Raw genomic sequence first — 18572 nt, 5'->3', positions numbered from 1 at the left:
AAAATATACGGTGAATTTTGCTGCATTGCAGCACCCGACGCGCTAGAATAGCGCCATGCGTTGCCCTTTCGGAAAGAAAGGGTTGGTAGCCCAAGGCAGCCAACCACTGCAATGCACCGATTGTCTCCTCCATCTCCTCAAAGGATGGATTCAGCCCTGGGCCTTACCGCCTGGGGCTTTTTTTTGCCTGTGCGACAAACACTGCGCCACGCCGGGCCGTCAGGCGTTGCGCCTATGATGGCTGCCCCGCCACCTTCGCTGCGGCGGCGCACACCCTGCCATCCCATGACCCAGCCTCTCACCCCCCTCGATTACCTGAAGAAGATCCTGACCGCGCGCGTCTATGACGTGGCCGTCGAGTCGGCCCTGGAGCCCGCCAGGAACCTCAGCCGCCGCCTGCACAACAAGGTGCTGCTAAAGCGCGAGGACCAGCAGCCGGTGTTCAGCTTCAAGCTGCGCGGCGCCTACAACAAGATGGCCCAGCTGGCGCCCGAACAGTTGCAAAAGGGCGTGATCTGCGCCTCGGCCGGCAACCACGCGCAGGGCGTGGCCATGAGCGCACGCAAGCTGGGCACGCGCGCGGTGGTGGTGATGCCCACCACCACGCCACAGCTCAAGATCGACGCCGTGCAGGCCCTGGGCGGCGAGGTGGTGCTGGCGGGCGACAGCTATACCGATGCCTACGATCACGCGGTGCGGCTGCAGCAAGAGCAGGGGCTGACCTTTGTGCACCCCTTTGACGATCCCGACGTGATCGCCGGCCAGGGCACGATTGCCATGGAAATCCTGCGCCAGCTGCAAAAGCTGGGCAGCAACCAGCTCGATGCCGTGTTCGTGGCGATTGGCGGCGGCGGCCTGGTGGCGGGAGTGGCCAACTACATCAAGGCCGTGCGGCCCGACATCAAGGTGATTGGCGTGCAGATGAACGACTCGGACGCCATGATCCAGTCGGTCAACGCGCACGAACGCGTCACGCTGGCCGATGTGGGCCTGTTTTCCGATGGCACGGCTGTCAAGCTGGTGGGCGAGGAGACCTTTCGCATCGCCCAGGGCCTGGTGGATGAATTCGTCACCGTGGACACCGACGCCGTGTGCGCCGCCATCAAGGACGTGTTCGTGGATACGCGCAGCATCGTCGAGCCCGCCGGAGCGCTGGCTGTGGCGGCCATCAAGCAGTACGTGGCCAAGAACAAGACCAAGGGCGAAACCTACGCCGCCATCCTGTGCGGCGCCAACATGAACTTCGACCGCCTGCGCTTCGTGGCCGAGCGCGCCGAGGTGGGCGAGGAGCGCGAGGCCCTGCTGGCCGTCACCATCCCCGAAGAGCGCGGCAGCTTCCGCCGCTTTTGCGAGGTGGTGGGCGGCCTGCCCGGCGGCCCGCGCAACGTGACCGAGTTCAACTACCGCATCAGCGACGCCCAGCGCGCCCATGTGTTCGTGGGCCTGGCCACGCACGGCAAGGGCGAGTCGGAGAAGATCACCAGGAACTTCGAGCGCCACGGCTTCGAGTCGCTCGACCTGACGCACGACGAGCTGGCCAAGGAGCACCTGCGCCACCTGGTGGGCGGCCATTCGGCGCTGGCGCAGGACGAGCGCCTGCTGCGTTTCGTGTTCCCCGAGCGGCCCGGCGCGCTGCTCAAGTTCCTGAGCCTGATGCAGCCCACCTGGAACATCAGCCTGTTCCACTACCGCAACCAGGGCGCCGACTACGGCCGCATCCTGGTGGGCCTGCAGGTGCCGCCCGAGGACGCTGCGGCGTTTGATGCATTCCTGGCCACGCTGGGCTACCCGTATGTTGAAGAAACGCTGAACCCGGCCTACCGGCTGTTTTTGCGCTCCAAGTAACCACAATATTGCGAAAAATGGCTGCTAGTGATTACCCAATAAGCGCTAGCAGCTATCAATTTTGATAGCCTCCCGGCCCCGCACCATGCAAGCCCTGCGCCACTACCTGCTGGCCGTGCAGTTTTTTACCCGCATTCCCGTTACCGGGCGGCTGGCCGGCTGGGTGGGCTACAGCCCGGCCATGCTGCGCGCCAGTGCCGCGCATTTCCCGGGCATCGGCTGGCTGGCGGCGGCGCTGGCGGCGGGCGTGTATGCCGCCCTGCACGCGGCCCTGGCGCCCAACCCGATGGCGCCGGCCGTGGCGGCGGTGTTCTGCACCATCGCCACGGTGCTGATGACCGGCGGCTTCCACGAGGATGGCCTGGCCGACGTGGCCGACGGCCTGGGCGGCAGCCATGACCGCGAGCGGGCGCTCGACATCATGAAAGACTCGCGCATCGGCGCCTTTGGTGCCATGGCCCTGGTGCTGGCGCTGCTGGCCAAGGTCAGCCTGCTGGCACTGCTGGGTGCGCACAGCCTGCTGGCGGCGGTGGCGGCGCTGGTGGGCGGCCATGTGCTGTCGCGCCTGTGGCCGCTGTTCATCGTGCGCGGACTGCCGCATGTGGGCGACACGGCCCGGTCCAAAAGCAAACCGCTGGCCGACCAGATCTCGGTTGGCGCCCTGGCGGCCGCGATGTGCTGGTGTTGGATGCCGCTGGCGCTGGTATGGCAAGCGCAATCAGCTACATACTTGATAGCATCCTTGACAGGAAGTGCGCTGGCTGCCGCGTGGCTGGCGCACTGGTTCGCGCGGCGCCTGCAGGGTTTCACGGGCGACTGCCTGGGCGCCACGCAGCAGGTCAGCGAGATCGGTTTTTACCTGGGCGCGGCGCTGGCCCTGCGATGGATGTAATTCCGTTTCCAGATCCTTCGTGTCTAGGCGCGAAGCCGCAGACAGTGCTGCAGCACGGCAAGGCGAAGCAACAACGACACGGAGGGTCTGGAAATGGAATGAGCCCGCCCACCGGCGCCCGCCTGTGGCTGGTGCGCCATGCACGACCCCTGGTGGCACCGGGCACCTGCTACGGTGCGCTCGATGTGCCAGCCGACGCCGCAGCCACCCGCGTGGCAGCGCAGCGCCTGGCAGACGCCCTGCCGCCGAAGGCGCAGGTCTTTCATTCAACGCTACAAAGATGTGAGCTGCTGGCACATGACCTTCAAGCGCTCAGGCCCGATTTGACCTCCAATCCCGACGCCCGCCTGCGTGAAATGGACTTTGGCCACTGGGAAGGGCGGACCTGGGAGCACATCGGCAAAACGGCCATCGACGCGTGGACGGCAGCCTTTGCCACCCACGCACCCGGCGGCGGCGAGAGCCTGAGCGCCATGCTGGCCCGCGTTTCGCTGGCCTTGCGCGCCACGCAGCCACAGCCCGCAAAGCAGGCCGCGCAGGATGTGGTGTGGATCACCCACGCCGGCGTGGCGCGCTGCGTGGCCTGGCTGCAGGCCCATGGCGACGGCGTCTGGCCCCGGCCGGAACAATGGCCGGCGGCTGCGCCCGCGTGGGGCGAATGGGAAATCCGGAACCTGGACCGGTTCAGTTCTTGAGGGACATGTCCAGCGTCAGCGTGGCCGGCCCATCGACGCTCGCGCCCAGCCGGGCCTGGCGCGGGTCCAGCGACTGCAGCACCAGCCCCTCGTCCACTGCGGCGCCCACGCGGAACGGCTTGGCCGGCTTGCCGTCCACCGCAATCAGCGCGGCACCACCGCCGCTGCTGCGGCCCGCCAGCACACCGATCAGCGCAAAGCGGCTGGCCAGCGAGGCCACGGGCGCCCGGCCCGCCACCGCATCGGTCGCTGCCGGCACACCCAGCAGGCGCGCCATGGCCTGGGCATCGGGTGCCACGGGCGCGGGGGCCACGGCCGGCACCGCCAGCCCCACGGGCCGTGCCGACAGGCGCAGCCCCCAATAGACCACGCTGGCGCCCGCCAGGGCCCAGAGAGCCAGAGTCCCCAGGCGCACGCCCCATTTGCTGTGTGTATTGGTCACCATGCGGGGATTATGATTCACGCGATCCGACCCTCCCGAGACCGCCTGCAGTGAACAAATCCTCCACCCTCCCCCTGCGCCCCGCCCGCAGCCGCCTGGCCACGCACCTTGCGCGGGGCTTCACCCTGATCGAGCTGATGGTGGTGCTGGTCATCATCGGCGTGCTGGCCGCGCTGATCGTGCCCAACGTGCTCGACCGCGCCGACGATGCGCGCAGCACCGCCGCCCGCACCGACGTCACCAATGTGATGCAGGCGCTCAAGCTGTACCGCCTGGACAACCAGCGCTACCCCACGGCCGAACAGGGCCTGCAGGCGCTGGTCGCCAAGCCCACGGCCGCCCCCATCCCCGGCAACTGGAAACCCTACCTCGAAAAGCTGCCCAACGACCCCTGGGGCCGCCCTTACCAGTACCTGAACCCCGGCATCAAGGGCGAGATCGACGTGATGTCGTTCGGTGCCGATGGTCAGTCGGGCGGCGAGGGCAAGAACGCGGATATCGGCAGCTGGCAGTGACCGGTCTTCTTTCTCCACGCATCCCAGGCCCATGAAACCGGCGCGCCCCCGGCCAGGGACGCCGTGGAACTGGCTTTGCCAGGCCACTGGCGCCGTCCCCCTTCCCGCGCGCAGCGCGAGCCGCGCAGCGGCTCAGGGGGGCTTTACCCTGCTGGAATTGCTGGTGGTCATCAGCATCATGGCACTGGCCACGGCGGGCGTCAGCCTGGCGCTGCGCGACGGCGGGCAGACGCAGCTGGAGCGCGAAGCGGCACGGCTGGCGGCCCTGCTGGAATCTGGCCGGGCCCAGTCGCGCGGCACGGGCGTGCCGGTACGCTGGCGCGCCGATGCGCAGGGTTTCCGGTTCGAGGGCCTGCCCGCCGGCACGCTTCCCACCCGGTGGCTGGATGCCGGCACCACGGTGCGCGGCCCCGCCACCCTGCAACTGGGGCCCGAGCCGCTGATCGGGCCGCAGCAGGTGCTGCTGACCCACCAGGCCCACCCCGAACGCACGCTGCGCGTGGCCACCGACGGCCTGCGGCCTTTCGCGGTGGAGCCACTGCCATGAAAACGCCAGAACAGGGCTTTACCCTGGTCGAGGTGCTGGTGGCGCTGGCCATTGTGGCCATTGCCCTTCTGGCGGGCTTGCAGGCCACCACGGCGCTGACGCGCAATGCCCTGCGGCAATCGGACATCGTGCTGGCCCAGCTCTGCGCCGAGAACGAACTGGTCAAGGCCCGCCTGTCGCGCCAGATGCCGGGGGTGGGCGACAGCAGCCAGCCCTGCGAGCAGGCGGGGCGGCGCTTCGATGTGGCGGTGATCGTGCGGCCCACGCCCAACCCGAGTTTCCGGCGCGTGGATGCGCAGGTGTTCGATGGCGAAAACTCCGTGCTTCGCCTGTCCACCATCGTGGGCAGATATTGATATGGGAATGGCTGGCATGACGCACTGGGGCGCGCGCCGCGCACGCTCTCCCAACGGCTTCACCCTGATCGAGCTGCTGGTGGCCATTGCCATCATGGCGCTGATGGCCATCCTGGGGTGGCGCGGGCTGGACGGCATGGCGCGGGCGCAAGAGACGACACGCCAGCGGGCCGATGAACTGCTGGTGGTGCAGGCCGCGCTCGCGCAGTGGGGCGCGGATCTGGACGCCATCGTGTCCGTGCCCTACACCACGCCGCTGAACTGGGACGGCCAGGTGCTGCGCATGACGCGGCGCAGCAGCGCCCGGCCCGACGAAGGCGCCCTGGTGGTGGCCTGGACCCGGCGCGATGTGCAGGGCGCCAGCCACTGGCTGCGCTGGCAATCGCCCCCGGTGCGCACCCATGCCGACTGGCAACAGGCCTGGCAGCAGGCGGCCCAGTGGGCCGGCAACCCCGGCGAAGCCGAGCGGCGCAGGGAAGTGGTGCTGCTGCCCCTGGACAACTGGCAAATCTATTTTTACCGCGGCGGCGCCTGGTCGAACCCGCAGTCCAGCGGCAATAGCGCGCCCGGCGAGGCCAACGCCGCGCTGCCCGATGGCGTGCGCCTGCAGATCACCATCAGCCCGGGCCAGGCTCTGGCAGGGCAGATCACGCGCGACTGGGTCAACCCGGTGCTGGGCGGCGGCAAGTCATGAGGCACCGCACCGGCTCTTTGCACAACGCCGCAGGCCCGGCCCGCCAGCGCGGTGCGGCCCTGCTGGCGGCCATGCTCACGGTGACGCTGGTGGCCACCTTTGCCGCCGCCGCCCTGTGGCAGCAGTGGCGCGCGGTCGAGGTCGAAACGGCCGAACGCGCCCGGCTGCAGTCGGCCTGGATTCTGGTGGGCGCGCTCGACTGGTCGCGCCTGATCCTGCGCGAGGACGGCATCACCGGCGGTGCCGACCACCTGGCCGAACCCTGGGCCGTGCCGCTGCAGGAGGCGCGCCTGTCCACCTTTCTGGCGGCCGACCGCAACATGACCCAGGTGGACGACGCCAGCACCGACACCACCGACGCCTTTCTGTCCGGCCAGATCACCGACCTGCAGGGGCGGCTGAACCTGAGCAACCTGATCGATGGCGACAAGGTCAACGCAGGCGCCTTGCGCCAGTTTTCTCGCCTGTTCGAGCGCCTGGGCCTGCCTGCGCAGCAACTGAGCCTGCTGGTGCAGGGCCTGCGCGAAGCCAAGGCCAGCCAGGGCGCCAACAGCAGCGCGCCCCTGCTGCCGCCGACCCTGGCCCAGCTGGGCTGGCTGGGCCTGCCCCCCGCCACACTGGCCGTGCTGGCGCCGCATGTCACGCTGTTGCCGGTGCGCACCCCGGTGAACCTGAACACGGCCGACGTGGATGTGCTGTTGGCCGCGATCGACGGGCTGGACATGGCGGACGCGCAAAAGCTGGTGCAGGCCCGGCAGGCGCGCCATTTCCGGGCGTTGACCGATGCCTCCGACCAGCTGGGCGCCAGCATTGCGCTGAACGCCGACGACCATGCCATCGCCTCGCGCTACTTCGAGGTGCGCGGACGCCTGCGCCTGGGCTCCAGCGTGGTGGAAGAACGCTCGCTGGTGATGCGCCAGGGCACCACCGTCACCACGCTGTGGCGCGAACGCGGCGCTTTTGACAGCGCAGGCGCGACCGCTGCGGCGCGCTGAGCGGCCTTGCCGCACGCAGCACTGTCAACTCTGCCCCCTAAAATGGCCCGCAAATCCCGCCCATGAGCACCCTGATCCTTTTCCTGCCCCAGGCACCTTCCGGGTCCGCCACCGCCTACAGCTACACGCTGACCGCCGACGGCCACACCGCACTTCGCCACGCCAGCGCCCCGGCGCCGCTGCTGCCCGAGCCTGCCCGGCCGGGCGGCGAGGTGGTGGCGGTGGTGCCGGCAGCGGCGCTGTCGTGGCAGCGCGTGCAATTGCCCCAGGGTGTGCCGCTGGAGGTGGGCCAGCAGACACCGCGCCTGCGCTCGGTGCTCGAAGGCCTGCTGGAAGACCAACTGCTCGACGAACCTTCCCAGCTGCACTTTGCCCTGCAACCGGGTGCCCGCGCTGGCGAGCCGGTATGGGTGGCCGTGTGCGACCGTGCCTGGCTGCGCGAAGCGCTGCAGACACTGGAGGCCGCAGGCCGGCGCGTCGCACGCGTGGTGCCCGAATTTGCACCGGGCCCCACCGCCAGCGGCGGGCCCGAGCTGTTTGCGCTGGGCAGCCCCGAGGATGCCCAGCTTGTGGTTTACGGCCACGGACCCGATCAGGGCGTGGCCGTGCTGCCCCTGTCCGCTGCGGCATTGGGTCTGATCGGCCCGGCCCCCCGTCCCGGAGACCCCGACGAAGCGATGGCGCCGGTGCGCGCCGAGCCCGCCGTGGCGACACTGGCCGAGCGCACGCTGGGCCGGTCGGTGGTGCTGCACACCACCAGCCAGCGCGCACTCGATGCGGCGCGCAGCGACTGGGACCTGGCGCAGTTCGACCTGGCCAGCACCGGGCGCACCCGTGCCCTGCGCAAGGCTGGCAGCGCCGCCAGCGCCTTTCTGCATGCACCGCAGTGGCGCGCGGCACGCTGGGGCGCAGGCCTGCTGGCCGCCGCCCATCTGGTGGGCCTGAACGCATGGGCCTGGCAGGAGCGCGGTGCGCTCGCCGCCAAGCAGGCGGGTGTGCGCAATGCGCTCACCCAGACCTTTCCCAAGGTGCAGGTGGTGGTCGATGCCCCCGTGCAGATGGAACGCGAACTGGCCACGCTGCGCCAGGCCGCCGGCAGCGTGTCGCCGCGCGACCTGGAGCCCCTGCTCGCGGCGGCAGGCGCTGCCCTGCCCGCAGGCCAGCTGCCCAATGCACTCGAATACACCGCGGGCGAGCTGCGCCTGCGCGGCGTGACGCTGACGGCCGAAGAGCAGGCGGCCCTGGCCACCCGGCTGCAAGCGGCAGGCTACAGTGCCCGCCTGGACGACGGCAGCCTGTTGCTGCGCCCGGAGACCACACCATGAACACCCCCCTCCACACCGTCGTACAAGACCGCTGGAAGGCCCTGGCCCCGCGCGAGCAGAACCTGCTGCTGGCCGCGGGCGCCGTGGTGGCCCTGGCGCTGCTGTGGTGGGTGGCCCTGGCGCCAGCCCTGGCCACGCTGCGCACGGCCCCCGCGCGCCATGCGGCCCTGGATGCCCAGCTGCAGCGCATGCAAAGCCTGCAGGCCGAAGCCCTGCAACTGCAGGCCGCACCCCGCAGCGCCCCCGGCGATGCCGTGGCCAGCCTGCGCGGCACGCTGACCGAGCGCCTGGGCGCCACGGCCCAGCTCACGCTGGCGGGCGACCGCGCCACCATCACGCTCAAGGGTGCGCCCGCCGACGCCCTGGCCCCATGGCTGGCCCAGGCGCGCAGCAATGCGCTGGCGGTGCCGGTCGAGGCCCGCCTCGCACGCAGCGCGCCAGCAGCCAGCCCTGCGGCCCCCACCCCCCTCGGCAATGGGCCCGCTGCAGCCGCACCGCGCTGGGATGGCAGCCTGGTGCTGCTCCTGCCAGCCCGCTGACCGGTTGCCACTTCCGTGTTCCGCAACGTGTCCCTTCCCCAGCGCTCCCGGCCCCGGCGCACCGCCGACGCAGCCCCGCGCGCGCCCTGGGGTTGGGCTACGGCCGGCGTGCTCGCGGGTGTGCTGCCGGCATTGGTGGTTTTTGCGCCGGCGCAGTGGCTGGCCGGGGCGGTGGACCGCGCCAGCCAGGGGCAAGTGCTGCTGGCCCAGGCGCGCGGCACCGTGTGGACCGGGTCGGCCCAGCTGGTCCTGACCGGCGGCGGCGCCAGCCAGGACCGCACCGCCCTGCCCGGGCGCCTGGAGTGGCGCTTGCGCCCCCGCTGGACCGGCCTGCGCGCCCAGGTGCACGCCGCCTGCTGCATGGCTGCGCCCCTGCAGGCCCGCGTGGACGCGCGCTGGGGCGGCGCGCGCCTGGCCATCGCCGATGGCCAGAGCCAGTTCCCCGCCGGCCTGCTGACCGGCCTGGGAACGCCCTGGAACACCCTGCAACCCCAGGGCCAGCTGGCCCTGCAGACCCGGGGCCTCGAAGCCCTGTGGACCGCAGGCCGCCTGGTACTGGCGGGCACGGCGCAACTGGACGCGCGGGCCATGTCCTCGCGCCTGTCCACCCTGCGCCCCATGGGCAGCTACCGGCTCGTGCTGCAGGGCGGCGAAGTGCCCACGCTCACCCTGAACACACTCGATGGCGACCTGCAGCTGAACGGCAGCGGCCAATGGGTGGGCCAGCGCCTGCGCTTTACCGGCGAGGCCAGCGCCACGCCCGAGCGCGAGGCGGCCCTGGCCAATCTTCTGAACATCATCGGACGGCGCAATGGCGCGCGCTCCATCATCACCGTGGGTTGACGCTATGACTTCCAATCTTTCACCCCGACTGCAATTTGCTATCAACACAATAGCTGCATGCGCTTTTTTGGTATGCACAAGCGGTCCAGTTCATGCCCAAACGGCGATAGGAACCGGCACCAGCAGCGTGCGCCCGGGCGAGCCCGTCACGCTGAACTTCGCCAACGCCGAGATCGAGGCCGTGGCCCGCACCATGGCCACCATCACCGGCCGCAACGTGGTGGTGGACCCGCGCGTGAAAGGCCAGCTCACGCTGATCACCGAGCGGGCCGTGACGCCTGCGGCCGCTTTCCAGCAATTTCTGGCGGCGCTGCGGCTGCAGGGCTTCACGGTGGTCGAGTCCGCCGGCCTGTACAAGGTGGTGCCCGAGGCCGATGCCAAGCTGCAGGGCGGCAGCGTGAGCGTTTCGCGGGGCGGTGCGGCGGGACCCGGCGGCGGACAGATCGTCACGCAGATCTTCAAGCTCAACTATGAGAACGCGGCCAACCTGGTGCCGGTGCTGCGCCCGCTGATCAGCCCCAACAACACCATCAACGTGAACCCCGGCAACAACTCGCTGGTGATCACCGATTACGCCGACAACCTGCAGCGCCTGGCGCGCATCGTGGCGGCCATGGATGTCTCGAACGCCAGCGATGTGGAGGTGATCCCGCTCAAGAATGCCGTGGCCGCCGACCTGGCGCCGCTGGTGGCACGGCTCATCGATGGTGGCGGCGCAGCCGGCCCGGCCGCGGCCCAGGGCCAGACCGACACCTCGTTCAAGACCACGCTGCTGCCCGAGGCGCGCAGCAACTCGCTGATCCTGCGCGCCGCCAACCCGGCCCGCGTGGCCCAGGTGCGCGCGCTGGTGGACAAGCTCGACCAGCCGCCCGTGCCCGGCAGCAGCGCGGCCAGCGGCAACATCCATGTGGTCTACCTCAAGAATGCCGATGCCACCAAGCTGGCGACCACGCTGCGCGCAGCCATCTCGGCCACGGGGGGCGGCAACGCCGTGTCGTCGGGCTCTGCGGGAACGAGCGGCCTGTCCACCACGGTGGCGTCCTCCGGCACGGCCGGCACCAGCAGCGCCGGCAACAGCGCCGGGCTGGGCGCCGGCAGCGGCAGCGGCGGCGGCGGCCTGGGCATGGGTGCGGGCGCGGGCTCCAGCAGCAGCGCCAGCGGCAACCAGCCCTCCACCGGCGGGCAGATCCAGGCCGACCCCACGACCAACTCGCTCATCATCACCGCGCCCGAGCCCCAGTACCGGCAGCTGCGCGCCGTGATCGACAAGCTCGACGGCCGCCGCGCGCAGGTGCTGGTGGAAAGCCTGATCGTGGAAGTCACGGCCAGCAAGCTGGCCGAGTTCGGCATCCAGTGGCAGAGCGTGCTGGGCAGCAAGGGCGACGGCGTGGTGGGCGCCATCGGCACCAACTCGGCGGTGTCGGGCGGCAACATCCTGGGCCTGGCCGCCGGCATTGCCACCGGCAGCGCCACGGCCCTGGCATCGCTGGGCGGGGGCCTGAACATTGCACTGGCGCCGCGCGTCAACGGCCAGTACTACCTGGGCGCGCTGGCCAACTTCTTGCAAAACAGCGGCGATGCCAATGTGCTCTCCACCCCCAACCTGATGACGCTGGACAACGAAGAGGCCCGCATCGTCATCGGCAACAACGTGCCCTTCGTCACGGGCTCGTACGCCAACACCACCGGCAACAACTCGGTCAATCCCTTCACCACCGTGGAGCGCAAGGACGTGGGTCTGATGCTGCGCGTGCGCCCCCAGATCAACGAGAACGGCACCGTCAAGATGGCCATCTACCAGGAGGTCTCCAAAATCGACGGCAACACCCTCAAGGACGTGAACGGCCCCACCACCAGCAAGCGCTCCATCGAATCGAACGTGCTGGTCGAGGACGGCAGCATCATCGTGCTCGGCGGCCTGCTGGAAGACAGCTACCAGCAGGCCGAGGACAAGGTGCCGTTGATGGGGGACATCCCCGTGCTGGGCAATCTGTTCCGCAGCGAGAACCGCTCGCGCAAGAAGACCAACCTGATGGTGTTTTTGCGCCCCGTGGTAGTGCGCGATGCCGCCGCCAGCGATGCGCTGATGCTCGACCGCTACGAAGCCATCCGTGCGCTGCAGCAGGTCGCGCAACCCGCGCCCAGCGCCGTGATGGGCTCGGTCTCGGCGGCCCCGGTACTGCCCGCGCTGCGCCCCGAAGCCACACCGCCCGCACCCACGCCCGCGTCGTACGAACCCGCTCCCGTCAGCGCACCCTGAGGCGGCACCACCATGCGCCATCCCCTGCCTTATGCCTTTGCGCGCACCGCCCAGTTGCTGCTGGAGGACGACGGCCAGCAGCTGGTGCTGTGGCACGGCCCCCAGCCCAATGCCAGCGCGCTGTCGGAGGTGCTGCGCAAGCACCCCGTGCAGCAGTTGCTGCCGCTCGACGCCCATGGCCTGGCCCAGCGCATCAGCGCCGCCTATGCGCAGGGTGAATCGAGCGCCGCCACGGTGGTGAGCGAGGTCGAATCCGACGCCGATCTCTCGCGCATGATGCAGGAGCTGCCCGCCGTGGAGGACCTGCTGGAAACGGCAGACGACGCGCCCATCATCCGCATGCTCAACGCCCTGCTCACGCAGGCCGCGCGCGATGGCGCCAGCGACATCCACATCGAGCCCTACGAGCGCCATTCCAGCGTGCGCTTTCGCGTGGACGGCAGCCTGCGCGAGGTGGTGCAGCCCAACCGCGCGCTGCACGCAGCGCTGATCTCGCGCCTGAAGATCATGGCCGACCTCGACATTTCCGAAAAGCGCCTGCCGCAGGACGGCCGCATCAGCCTGCGCCTGGGTACCCGGGCCATCGATGTGCGCGTGTCCACCCTGCCCAGCGCCCATGGCGAGCGCGCCGTGCTGCGCCTGCTGGACAAGAGCGAAAGCAAGATCAGCCTCGAAGCCGTGGGCATGCAGGGGGACACCTTGCAGCGCTTCACCAGCCTGATCGCCCAGCCCCACGGCATCGTGCTGGTGACCGGCCCCACGGGATCGGGCAAGACCACCACGCTGTATGCCGCGCTGAGCCGACTCGACGCCACGCGCAACAACATCATGACGGTGGAAGACCCCATCGAGTACGAACTGCCCGGCGTGGGCCAGACCCAGGTCAACAGCAAGATCGAGCTGACCTTTGCCAAGGCCCTGCGCGCCATCCTGCGCCAGGACCCGGACATCATCATGATCGGCGAGATCCGCGATTTCGAAACCGCGCAGATCGCCATTCAGGCCTCGCTCACGGGCCACCTGGTGCTGGCCACGCTGCACACCAACGATGCCGCCAGCGCCGTCACGCGCCTGACCGACATGGGCGTGGAGCCGTTCCTGCTGAGTTCGTCCCTGCTGGGCGTGCTGGCCCAGCGCCTGGTGCGCAAGATCTGCCCCCACTGCGCCGGCCAGGGCTGCGACGCCTGCGGCCAGACCGGCTACGCGGGCCGCACGGGGGTGTTCGAGATGCTGGTGACCAATGACACCATCCGCGCGCAAATCCACAGCCAGGCTTCCGAGGCCGACATCCGCGCCGCGGCACTGGCCAACGGCATGGCGCTGATGCGCGACGACGGGGAGCGCCTGATCGCCGCCGGCATCACCAGCCGCGAAGAAGTGGTGCGGGTGACGAGGGACTGATCGCCAGGTGCGCGCCGGTGGCCGGCGCCGTTGGACCCCGGTACCGCCACGGGAAGTTCGGGCGTGCAATGCGACATGTTCAACAGCGGCAAGCACCTACGGCATAAGCGCCATTCGCCAAAAAGAGCGTCCAGCGCTTATACAGAAAGCGCCAGAAGCTCTTTTTAGTAGCAACCGTCAGACCGGCTGGATCGGCACATACAGGCTGCCACCGCCGCGCTGGAACTCCTCGGCCTTGGTCTCCATGCCCGCCGCCAGCGCCTCGGCCTCGGCCACCCCCTTCTGCGCAGCGAAGTCGCGCACTTCCTGCGTGATCTTCATCGAGCAGAACTTGGGGCCGCACATGGAGCAGAAATGCGCCACCTTGGCCGAGTCCTTGGGCAGGGTTTCGTCGTGGTATTCCTTGGCCGTCTCGGGGTCCAGGCCCAGGTTGAACTGGTCCTGCCAGCGGAAGTCGAAGCGCGCCTGGGAGAGTGCATCGTCGCGCGAGCGGGCGCCGGGGTGGCCCTTGGCCACGTCGGCCGCGTGGGCGGCGATCTTGTAGGCGATGATGCCCTGCTTCACGTCATCACGGTCGGGCAGGCCCAGGTGCTCCTTGGGGGTCACGTAGCACAGCATGGCCGTGCCCATCCAGCCGATCATGGCCGCGCCGATGGCGGACGCAATGTGGTCGTAGCCCGGTGCGATGTCGATGGTCAGCGGGCCCAGGGTGTAGAACGGCGCCTCGTGGCAGGTCTTGAGCTGCTCGGTCATGTTGGCCTGGATCATGTGCATGGGCACATGGCCGGGGCCTTCGATCATGGTCTGGACGTCGTGCTTCCAGGCGATCTGGGTGAGTTCGCCCAGCGTGTGCAGCTCGGCGAACTGCGCTTCGTCGTTGGCGTCCGAAGCACAGCCGGGGCGCAGGCCATCGCCCAGGCTGAACGACACGTCGTACGCCTTCATGATGTCGCAGATGTCCTCGAAGTGCTCGTACAAAAAGCTCTCGCGGTGGTGCGCCATGCACCACTTGGCCATGATGGAGCCGCCGCGCGAGACGATGCCGGTGCGCCGCTGCGCCGTGAGGTGGATGTAGGCCAGGCGCACGCCGGCGTGGATGGTGAAGTAGTCCACGCCCTGCTCGGCCTGCTCGATCAGCGTGTCACGGAAGATTTCCCAGGTCAGGTCTTCGGCGATGCCGCCCACCTTCTCCAGCGCCTGGTAAATCGGCACGGTGCCAATCGGCACGGGCGAGTTGCGCACGATCCAGTCGCGCGTGGTGTGGATGTTCTTGCCGGTCGAGAGGTCCATCACGTTGTCGGCACCCCAGCGGATCGCCCACACGAGCTTTTCCACTTCTTCTTCAATGCTCGACGTGACGGCCGAGTTGCCGATGTTGGCGTTGATCTTGACCAGGAAGTTGCGGCCAATCGCCATCGGCTCCACCTCGGGGTGGTTGATATTGGCGGGAATGATGGCGCGGCCCCGGGCCACTTCGTCGCGCACGAACTCGGGCGTGATGATGCGCGGGATGCTCGCGCCCATGGGGTTGCCCATCAGGCGCTGCTCACGGCCTGCGTCGGCCATGTACTGCTGCATCCACTCGCGCTTGCCGTTTTCACGGATGGCCACGTACTCCATCTCGGGGGTGATGATGCCTTTGCGTGCGTAGTGCATCTGCGTGACGTTGGCGCCAGCCTTGGCGCGCAACGGCTTGCGCTGCAGGGCAGCGGCTTCGGCGCGCAGCTGGGCCAGGCGGGTGGCGTCCTCGCTCTTTTGCCCGTCGTCCAGCGCCACGGGAGCGCGGCCTTCGTAGTGCTCCACGTCACCGCGGCCGGTGATCCAGCCGCCGCGCACGCTGGCCAGGCCCTGGCGCACATCGATCACGGCGTTCGGGTCGGTGTAGGGGCCCGAGGTGTCGTACACGCTGACCTGCTCGCCGTTGGTCAGCGCAATGTCGCGCACGGGCACGCGCAGATCGGCGTGCAGCTGGCCGGGGATGTAGGCCTTGCGCGAGGCAGGGAATGGTTCGCGGGTGAGGGCGAGCAGTTCGGCGAATTTCTCGCGGGCGACAGGTTCGGGGGCATTCATGGGGCAGTCTCCTGGTTCCGGTGGCGGGGCTGCTCCGGAATGGACCTGCTCCCCCGCAGCTGCACGGGACAGCTGGGGCATGGCGCCCGCGCCAGGCAGCTGGCATGGGGCATGGAGGGATCGGCTCTTCTTCCGCCGGAATGAACCGGATCAAGTTCGTCGGGTTCGCGTCTGGGCCCGCATTTCAGGCCTCCGCATCTCAGTGCATCAGCACACCCCGGAGCAGGCGCGAGTATAGGCCAGCGCGGCGGCGGCTGCTGCCGTGCCGGTTTTCATGCCAGGCGCCCGATGAACAGCACGGCAAAGAAAAAGACCGTCGCGATGAGGGTCCACTTCAGCACCACCAGGCCAAAGCGCTTGTAGCGCGCCTGGCCCGTGCCGGCATAGAACGCAAAGGAAACCGCTGCAGCCAGCAGCAGTGCCATGGCCAGCCAGCGAAACAGCAGCATTTCAGCGACTCCCTGCGCGGCGAAAACTTGCGCAGCGCAAGCCAGGGACGCCAGGCAAGGGCCACCCCGCAGCGAGGGTATCTTCCCCCTGGGGAGAAGCCGCGAAGCGGCTCAGGGGGGATCTCATATTCACCAGGCCCGCGCGGGTTGCAGGAAGCCGCTGGGCGCCTGGCGCTCGTCCTCGAACGTCACTTCTTCCCAGGCGTCGCGCTGCGCCAGCAGCTCGCGCAACAGCAGGTTGTTCATGGCGTGGCCCGAACGGAAGGCACTGTAGGCAGCCAGCAGGGGCTTGCCAACCAGGTACAGGTCGCCCATGGCGTCAAGGATCTTGTGTTTGACGAACTCGTCGTCGTAGCGCAAGCCGTCGCTGTTGAGCACCTTGTAGTCGTCCATCACGATGGCGTTGTCCAGCCCGCCGCCCAGCGCCAGGCCGCTGGAGCGCATCATTTCCACGTCGCGCGTGAAGCCAAAGGTGCGCGCGCGCGCAATGTCACGGCTGTAGTTGCCGGTCCCCAGGTCGAACTCGACCCGCTGGCCCGTGGAGTCGACCGCCGGGTGATCGAAATCGATCTCGAAACTGAGCTTGTAGCCATGGTAGGGCGTGAGCCTTGCCCATTTGGCTGCGGCCCCCTCGCCCTGGCGCACCTCGACCGGCCGGGTCACGCGAATGAAGCGGCGCGGCGCGTTCTGCAACGCTATGCCTGCGCTTTGCAGCAGAAAGACAAACGATGCCGAGGAACCGTCGAGGATGGGGACCTCTTCTGCCGTGATGTCCACATACAGATTGTCGATGCCGAGGCCGGCGCAGGCCGACATCAGGTGCTCCACGGTGTGCACCTTGGCATTGCCCGTGCCAATGGTCGATGCCAGGCGGGTATCGGTCACCGCCGTCGCGCAGATGGGGATGTCCACGGGCTGGGGCAGATCCACGCGGCGAAACACGATGCCCGTGTCGGGCTGTGCCGGCCGCAGGGTCAACTCGACCCGCTGGCCGCTGTGCAGCCCCACGCCAACAGCGCGGGTGATCGTCTTGAGGGTGCGTTGCTGAAGCATCTGAGGATTTTAGTGGGCCAGCCCTGCACAAGCCACCCAGGCCCTTGCTATGACCCTGATAGAAAACGGAGTGCTTCCAACCGGCACGATCCCGACCAGAGACACCGCGCCAGGGCCGCCCCGCAGCGAGGGCATCGTCCCCCTTTCCGGAGCGCGTAGCGAGGCGAGAGAAGGGGCTGAGGGCCGCGGCTCCAAGCCTGCCTGCGCAGGTTTGGACGGTCCCGAAGAGCAGCCACCTCTGGGGGCTGCCCCGAGCGGCGCAGCCGCTCAGGGGGATGGACCGGATCAATCCGCCTGCTTGCGCAGGAAAGCCGGGATCTCCAGATCGTCCATGCCACCCGACGAGAGCGCATCCACGCGGGCGGCCGCCTGCGTGCGGTTGGTGCGCCAGACGCTGGGCACCGACATGCCGCCGTAATCGGCCTGGGAACCACCGACCATGCCACCGGCCACCCCGACGGCACCGCCCATGCCACCGCCAACAGTCATGGGCATCTGGTAGGCCATGTTGTCCGTGCCGGTGCGCAGGCCGCCCTGCACCACCGAAATGGGCTGGCGGCGTGCGTTGGGGCGCGACAGGCCCGTGGCCACCACGGTGACGCGGATCTCGTCGCCCAGGCTGTCGTCGTAGGCGGCGCCGTAGATGACATGCGCATCAGGCGATGCGTAGGCATTGATGGTGCTCATGGCCAGGCGCGACTCGGACAGTTTCAGGCTGCCCTTGGCGGCCGTCACCAGCACCAGCACGCCCTTGGCGCCCGACAGATCGATGCCTTCGAGCAGCGGGCAGGCCACGGCCTGCTCGGCAGCGATGCGGGCGCGGTCGGGGCCGCTGGCGGTGGCCGTGCCCATCATGGCCTTGCCGGGTTCGCCCATCACGGTGCGCACGTCTTCGAAGTCGACGTTCACATGGCCGTATTCGTTGATGATCTCGGCAATGCCGCCCACGGCGTTTTTCAGCACGTCGTTGGCATGCGCAAACGCTTCGTCCTGGGTGATGTCATCGCCCAGCACTTCGAGCAGCTTCTCGTTGAGCACCACGATCAGCGAATCGACATTGGCTTCGAGTTCGGCCAGGCCGTTGTCGGCATTGGTCATGCGGCGGCCGCCTTCCCAGTCGAAGGGCTTGGTGACCACGCCCACGGTGAGAATGCCCATTTCCTTGGCCACGCGCGCGATCACGGGCGCTGCGCCGGTGCCCGTGCCGCCGCCCATGCCCGCGGTGATGAACAGCATGTGGGCGCCCTGGATGGCGGCACGGATGTCGTCCACCGCCGCCTCGGCAGCGTCCCGCCCCTTGTCGGGCTTGCTGCCCGCGCCCAGGCCGCTCTGGCCCAGCTGGATGGTGCGATGGGCCGAGCTGCGGGTGAGCGCCTGCGCGTCGGTGTTGGCGCTGACGAACTCCACGCCCTGCACGCTGCGGGCAATCATGTGTTCGACGGCATTGCTGCCGCCACCGCCCACGCCGATCACCTTGATCTGGGTGCCCTGGTTGAATTCTTCGGCTTCGATCATTTCGATGGTCATGTTGGAGCTCCTGGTTCTAGATTCGTATGCAATTGCCAAATGGGAAAAGGGGGTTGGGTGGAAGAGCATGGCGGTCCGGTACATCGCCATCGCTCACGCGGCAGGAGATGAGGGCTTCCCCGCG

At 68.8% G+C, this 18572-nt stretch carries 18 protein-coding genes and 1 riboswitch; of the genes, 13 read left to right on the top strand and 5 right to left on the bottom strand.

The genetic code is table 11. From position 1 onward, the window contains the following. The first annotated feature begins 285 nt into the window (after positions 1-285). The 3 genes from ilvA to BLW02_RS07095 all read left to right on the top strand — a co-directional run bounded on the left by ilvA (position 286) and on the right by BLW02_RS07095 (position 3432). Positions 286-1845: a threonine ammonia-lyase, biosynthetic gene (ilvA, locus tag BLW02_RS07105; RefSeq protein ID WP_092697664.1), complete on the top strand. Its 1560-nt coding sequence runs from the start codon at positions 286-288 to the stop codon at positions 1843-1845. A gap of 85 nt (positions 1846-1930) precedes the next feature. Continuing rightward, on the top strand, positions 1931-2737 hold the full coding sequence (locus tag BLW02_RS07100) for an adenosylcobinamide-GDP ribazoletransferase (protein ID WP_092697663.1): 807 nt from the start codon (positions 1931-1933) through the stop codon (positions 2735-2737). Between the two features lie 98 nt (positions 2738-2835). Further along, positions 2836-3432 carry a histidine phosphatase family protein gene (locus BLW02_RS07095; RefSeq protein WP_092697662.1) on the top strand — a complete coding sequence of 199 codons (597 nt, stop codon included), beginning with the start codon at positions 2836-2838 and terminating at the stop codon, positions 3430-3432. On the opposite strand, the gene BLW02_RS07090 is transcribed toward BLW02_RS07095, so the two are convergent. Further along, positions 3422-3877, bottom strand: coding sequence for a type II secretion system protein N (locus BLW02_RS07090; RefSeq protein WP_092697661.1), 456 nt, complete (start codon positions 3875-3877; stop codon positions 3422-3424). The two genes, BLW02_RS07095 and BLW02_RS07090, sit on opposite strands and share 11 nt — an antisense overlap. 71 nt (positions 3878-3948) lie before the next feature. On the opposite strand from BLW02_RS07090, the gene gspG reads away from it, so the two are divergent. The 10 genes from gspG (at position 3949) to BLW02_RS07040 (ending at position 13349) form a co-directional block, all read left to right on the top strand. Further along, a complete protein-coding gene (gene gspG / locus BLW02_RS07085; RefSeq protein WP_208859699.1) occupies positions 3949-4389 on the top strand; it encodes a type II secretion system major pseudopilin GspG in 441 nt (146 codons plus the stop codon). A gap of 31 nt (positions 4390-4420) precedes the next feature. Next, complete coding sequence (locus BLW02_RS07080; RefSeq protein ID WP_092697659.1) at positions 4421-4936, top strand: prepilin-type N-terminal cleavage/methylation domain-containing protein; 516 nt, start codon at positions 4421-4423, stop codon at positions 4934-4936. Further along, positions 4933-5292, top strand: coding sequence for a type II secretion system minor pseudopilin GspI (gene gspI, locus BLW02_RS07075; protein WP_092697658.1), 360 nt, complete (start codon positions 4933-4935; stop codon positions 5290-5292). The genes BLW02_RS07080 and gspI overlap by 4 nt, the downstream gene beginning before the upstream one ends. 16 nt (positions 5293-5308) lie before the next feature. Continuing rightward, positions 5309-5986 carry a PulJ/GspJ family protein gene (locus BLW02_RS07070; protein WP_092697688.1) on the top strand — a complete coding sequence of 226 codons (678 nt, stop codon included), beginning with the start codon at positions 5309-5311 and terminating at the stop codon, positions 5984-5986. Next, the gene (gene gspK, locus BLW02_RS07065) at positions 5983-6981 is read left to right on the top strand and encodes a type II secretion system minor pseudopilin GspK (protein ID WP_159433773.1); all 999 of its coding nucleotides are present in this window, start codon (positions 5983-5985) and stop codon (positions 6979-6981) included. Before BLW02_RS07070 ends, gspK begins: the two co-directional genes overlap by 4 nt. Before the next feature lie 62 nt (positions 6982-7043). Continuing rightward, a complete protein-coding gene (gspL, locus tag BLW02_RS07060; protein WP_092697657.1) occupies positions 7044-8306 on the top strand; it encodes a type II secretion system protein GspL in 1263 nt (420 codons plus the stop codon). After that, positions 8303-8845, top strand: coding sequence for a type II secretion system protein GspM (gene gspM, locus BLW02_RS07055; protein WP_092697656.1), 543 nt, complete (start codon positions 8303-8305; stop codon positions 8843-8845). The genes gspL and gspM overlap by 4 nt, the downstream gene beginning before the upstream one ends. Before the next feature lie 27 nt (positions 8846-8872). Then, the gene (gspN, locus tag BLW02_RS07050) at positions 8873-9688 is read left to right on the top strand and encodes a type II secretion system protein N (RefSeq protein WP_244273637.1); all 816 of its coding nucleotides are present in this window, start codon (positions 8873-8875) and stop codon (positions 9686-9688) included. A gap of 4 nt (positions 9689-9692) precedes the next feature. Further along, positions 9693-11948: a type II secretion system secretin GspD gene (gene gspD, locus BLW02_RS07045; RefSeq protein ID WP_092697655.1), complete on the top strand. Its 2256-nt coding sequence runs from the start codon at positions 9693-9695 to the stop codon at positions 11946-11948. 12 nt (positions 11949-11960) lie between these two features. Next, positions 11961-13349: a GspE/PulE family protein gene (locus BLW02_RS07040; RefSeq protein WP_092697654.1), complete on the top strand. Its 1389-nt coding sequence runs from the start codon at positions 11961-11963 to the stop codon at positions 13347-13349. A 177-nt stretch (positions 13350-13526) separates the two neighbouring features. Here BLW02_RS07040 and thiC read toward each other — a convergent pair whose 3' ends face one another. The 4 genes from thiC to ftsZ form a co-directional block, all read right to left on the bottom strand. Then, entirely contained in the window at positions 13527-15419 is a 1893-nt protein-coding gene (gene thiC / locus BLW02_RS07035; RefSeq protein ID WP_092697653.1) for a phosphomethylpyrimidine synthase ThiC, read from the bottom strand. Positions 15420-15529: 110 nt separating this feature from the next. Further along, a riboswitch (TPP riboswitch) is annotated at positions 15530-15649 on the bottom strand. 42 nt (positions 15650-15691) lie between these two features. Continuing rightward, complete coding sequence (locus BLW02_RS20010; protein ID WP_167544066.1) at positions 15692-15868, bottom strand: hypothetical protein; 177 nt, start codon at positions 15866-15868, stop codon at positions 15692-15694. A gap of 129 nt (positions 15869-15997) precedes the next feature. Beyond that, positions 15998-16921: a UDP-3-O-acyl-N-acetylglucosamine deacetylase gene (lpxC, locus tag BLW02_RS07030; protein ID WP_092697652.1), complete on the bottom strand. Its 924-nt coding sequence runs from the start codon at positions 16919-16921 to the stop codon at positions 15998-16000. A 285-nt stretch (positions 16922-17206) separates the two neighbouring features. Beyond that, on the bottom strand, positions 17207-18448 hold the full coding sequence (gene ftsZ, locus BLW02_RS07025; RefSeq protein WP_092697651.1) for a cell division protein FtsZ: 1242 nt from the start codon (positions 18446-18448) through the stop codon (positions 17207-17209). Positions 18449-18572: the final 124 nt, after the last annotated feature.

It is taken from the genome of Acidovorax soli, from assembly GCF_900107605.1.
Taxonomy (GTDB): domain Bacteria; phylum Pseudomonadota; class Gammaproteobacteria; order Burkholderiales; family Burkholderiaceae_C; genus Acidovorax; species Acidovorax soli.
Note: the sequence above shows the minus strand (reverse complement) of the source record. Positions and strands in the feature narration are given on the sequence as shown.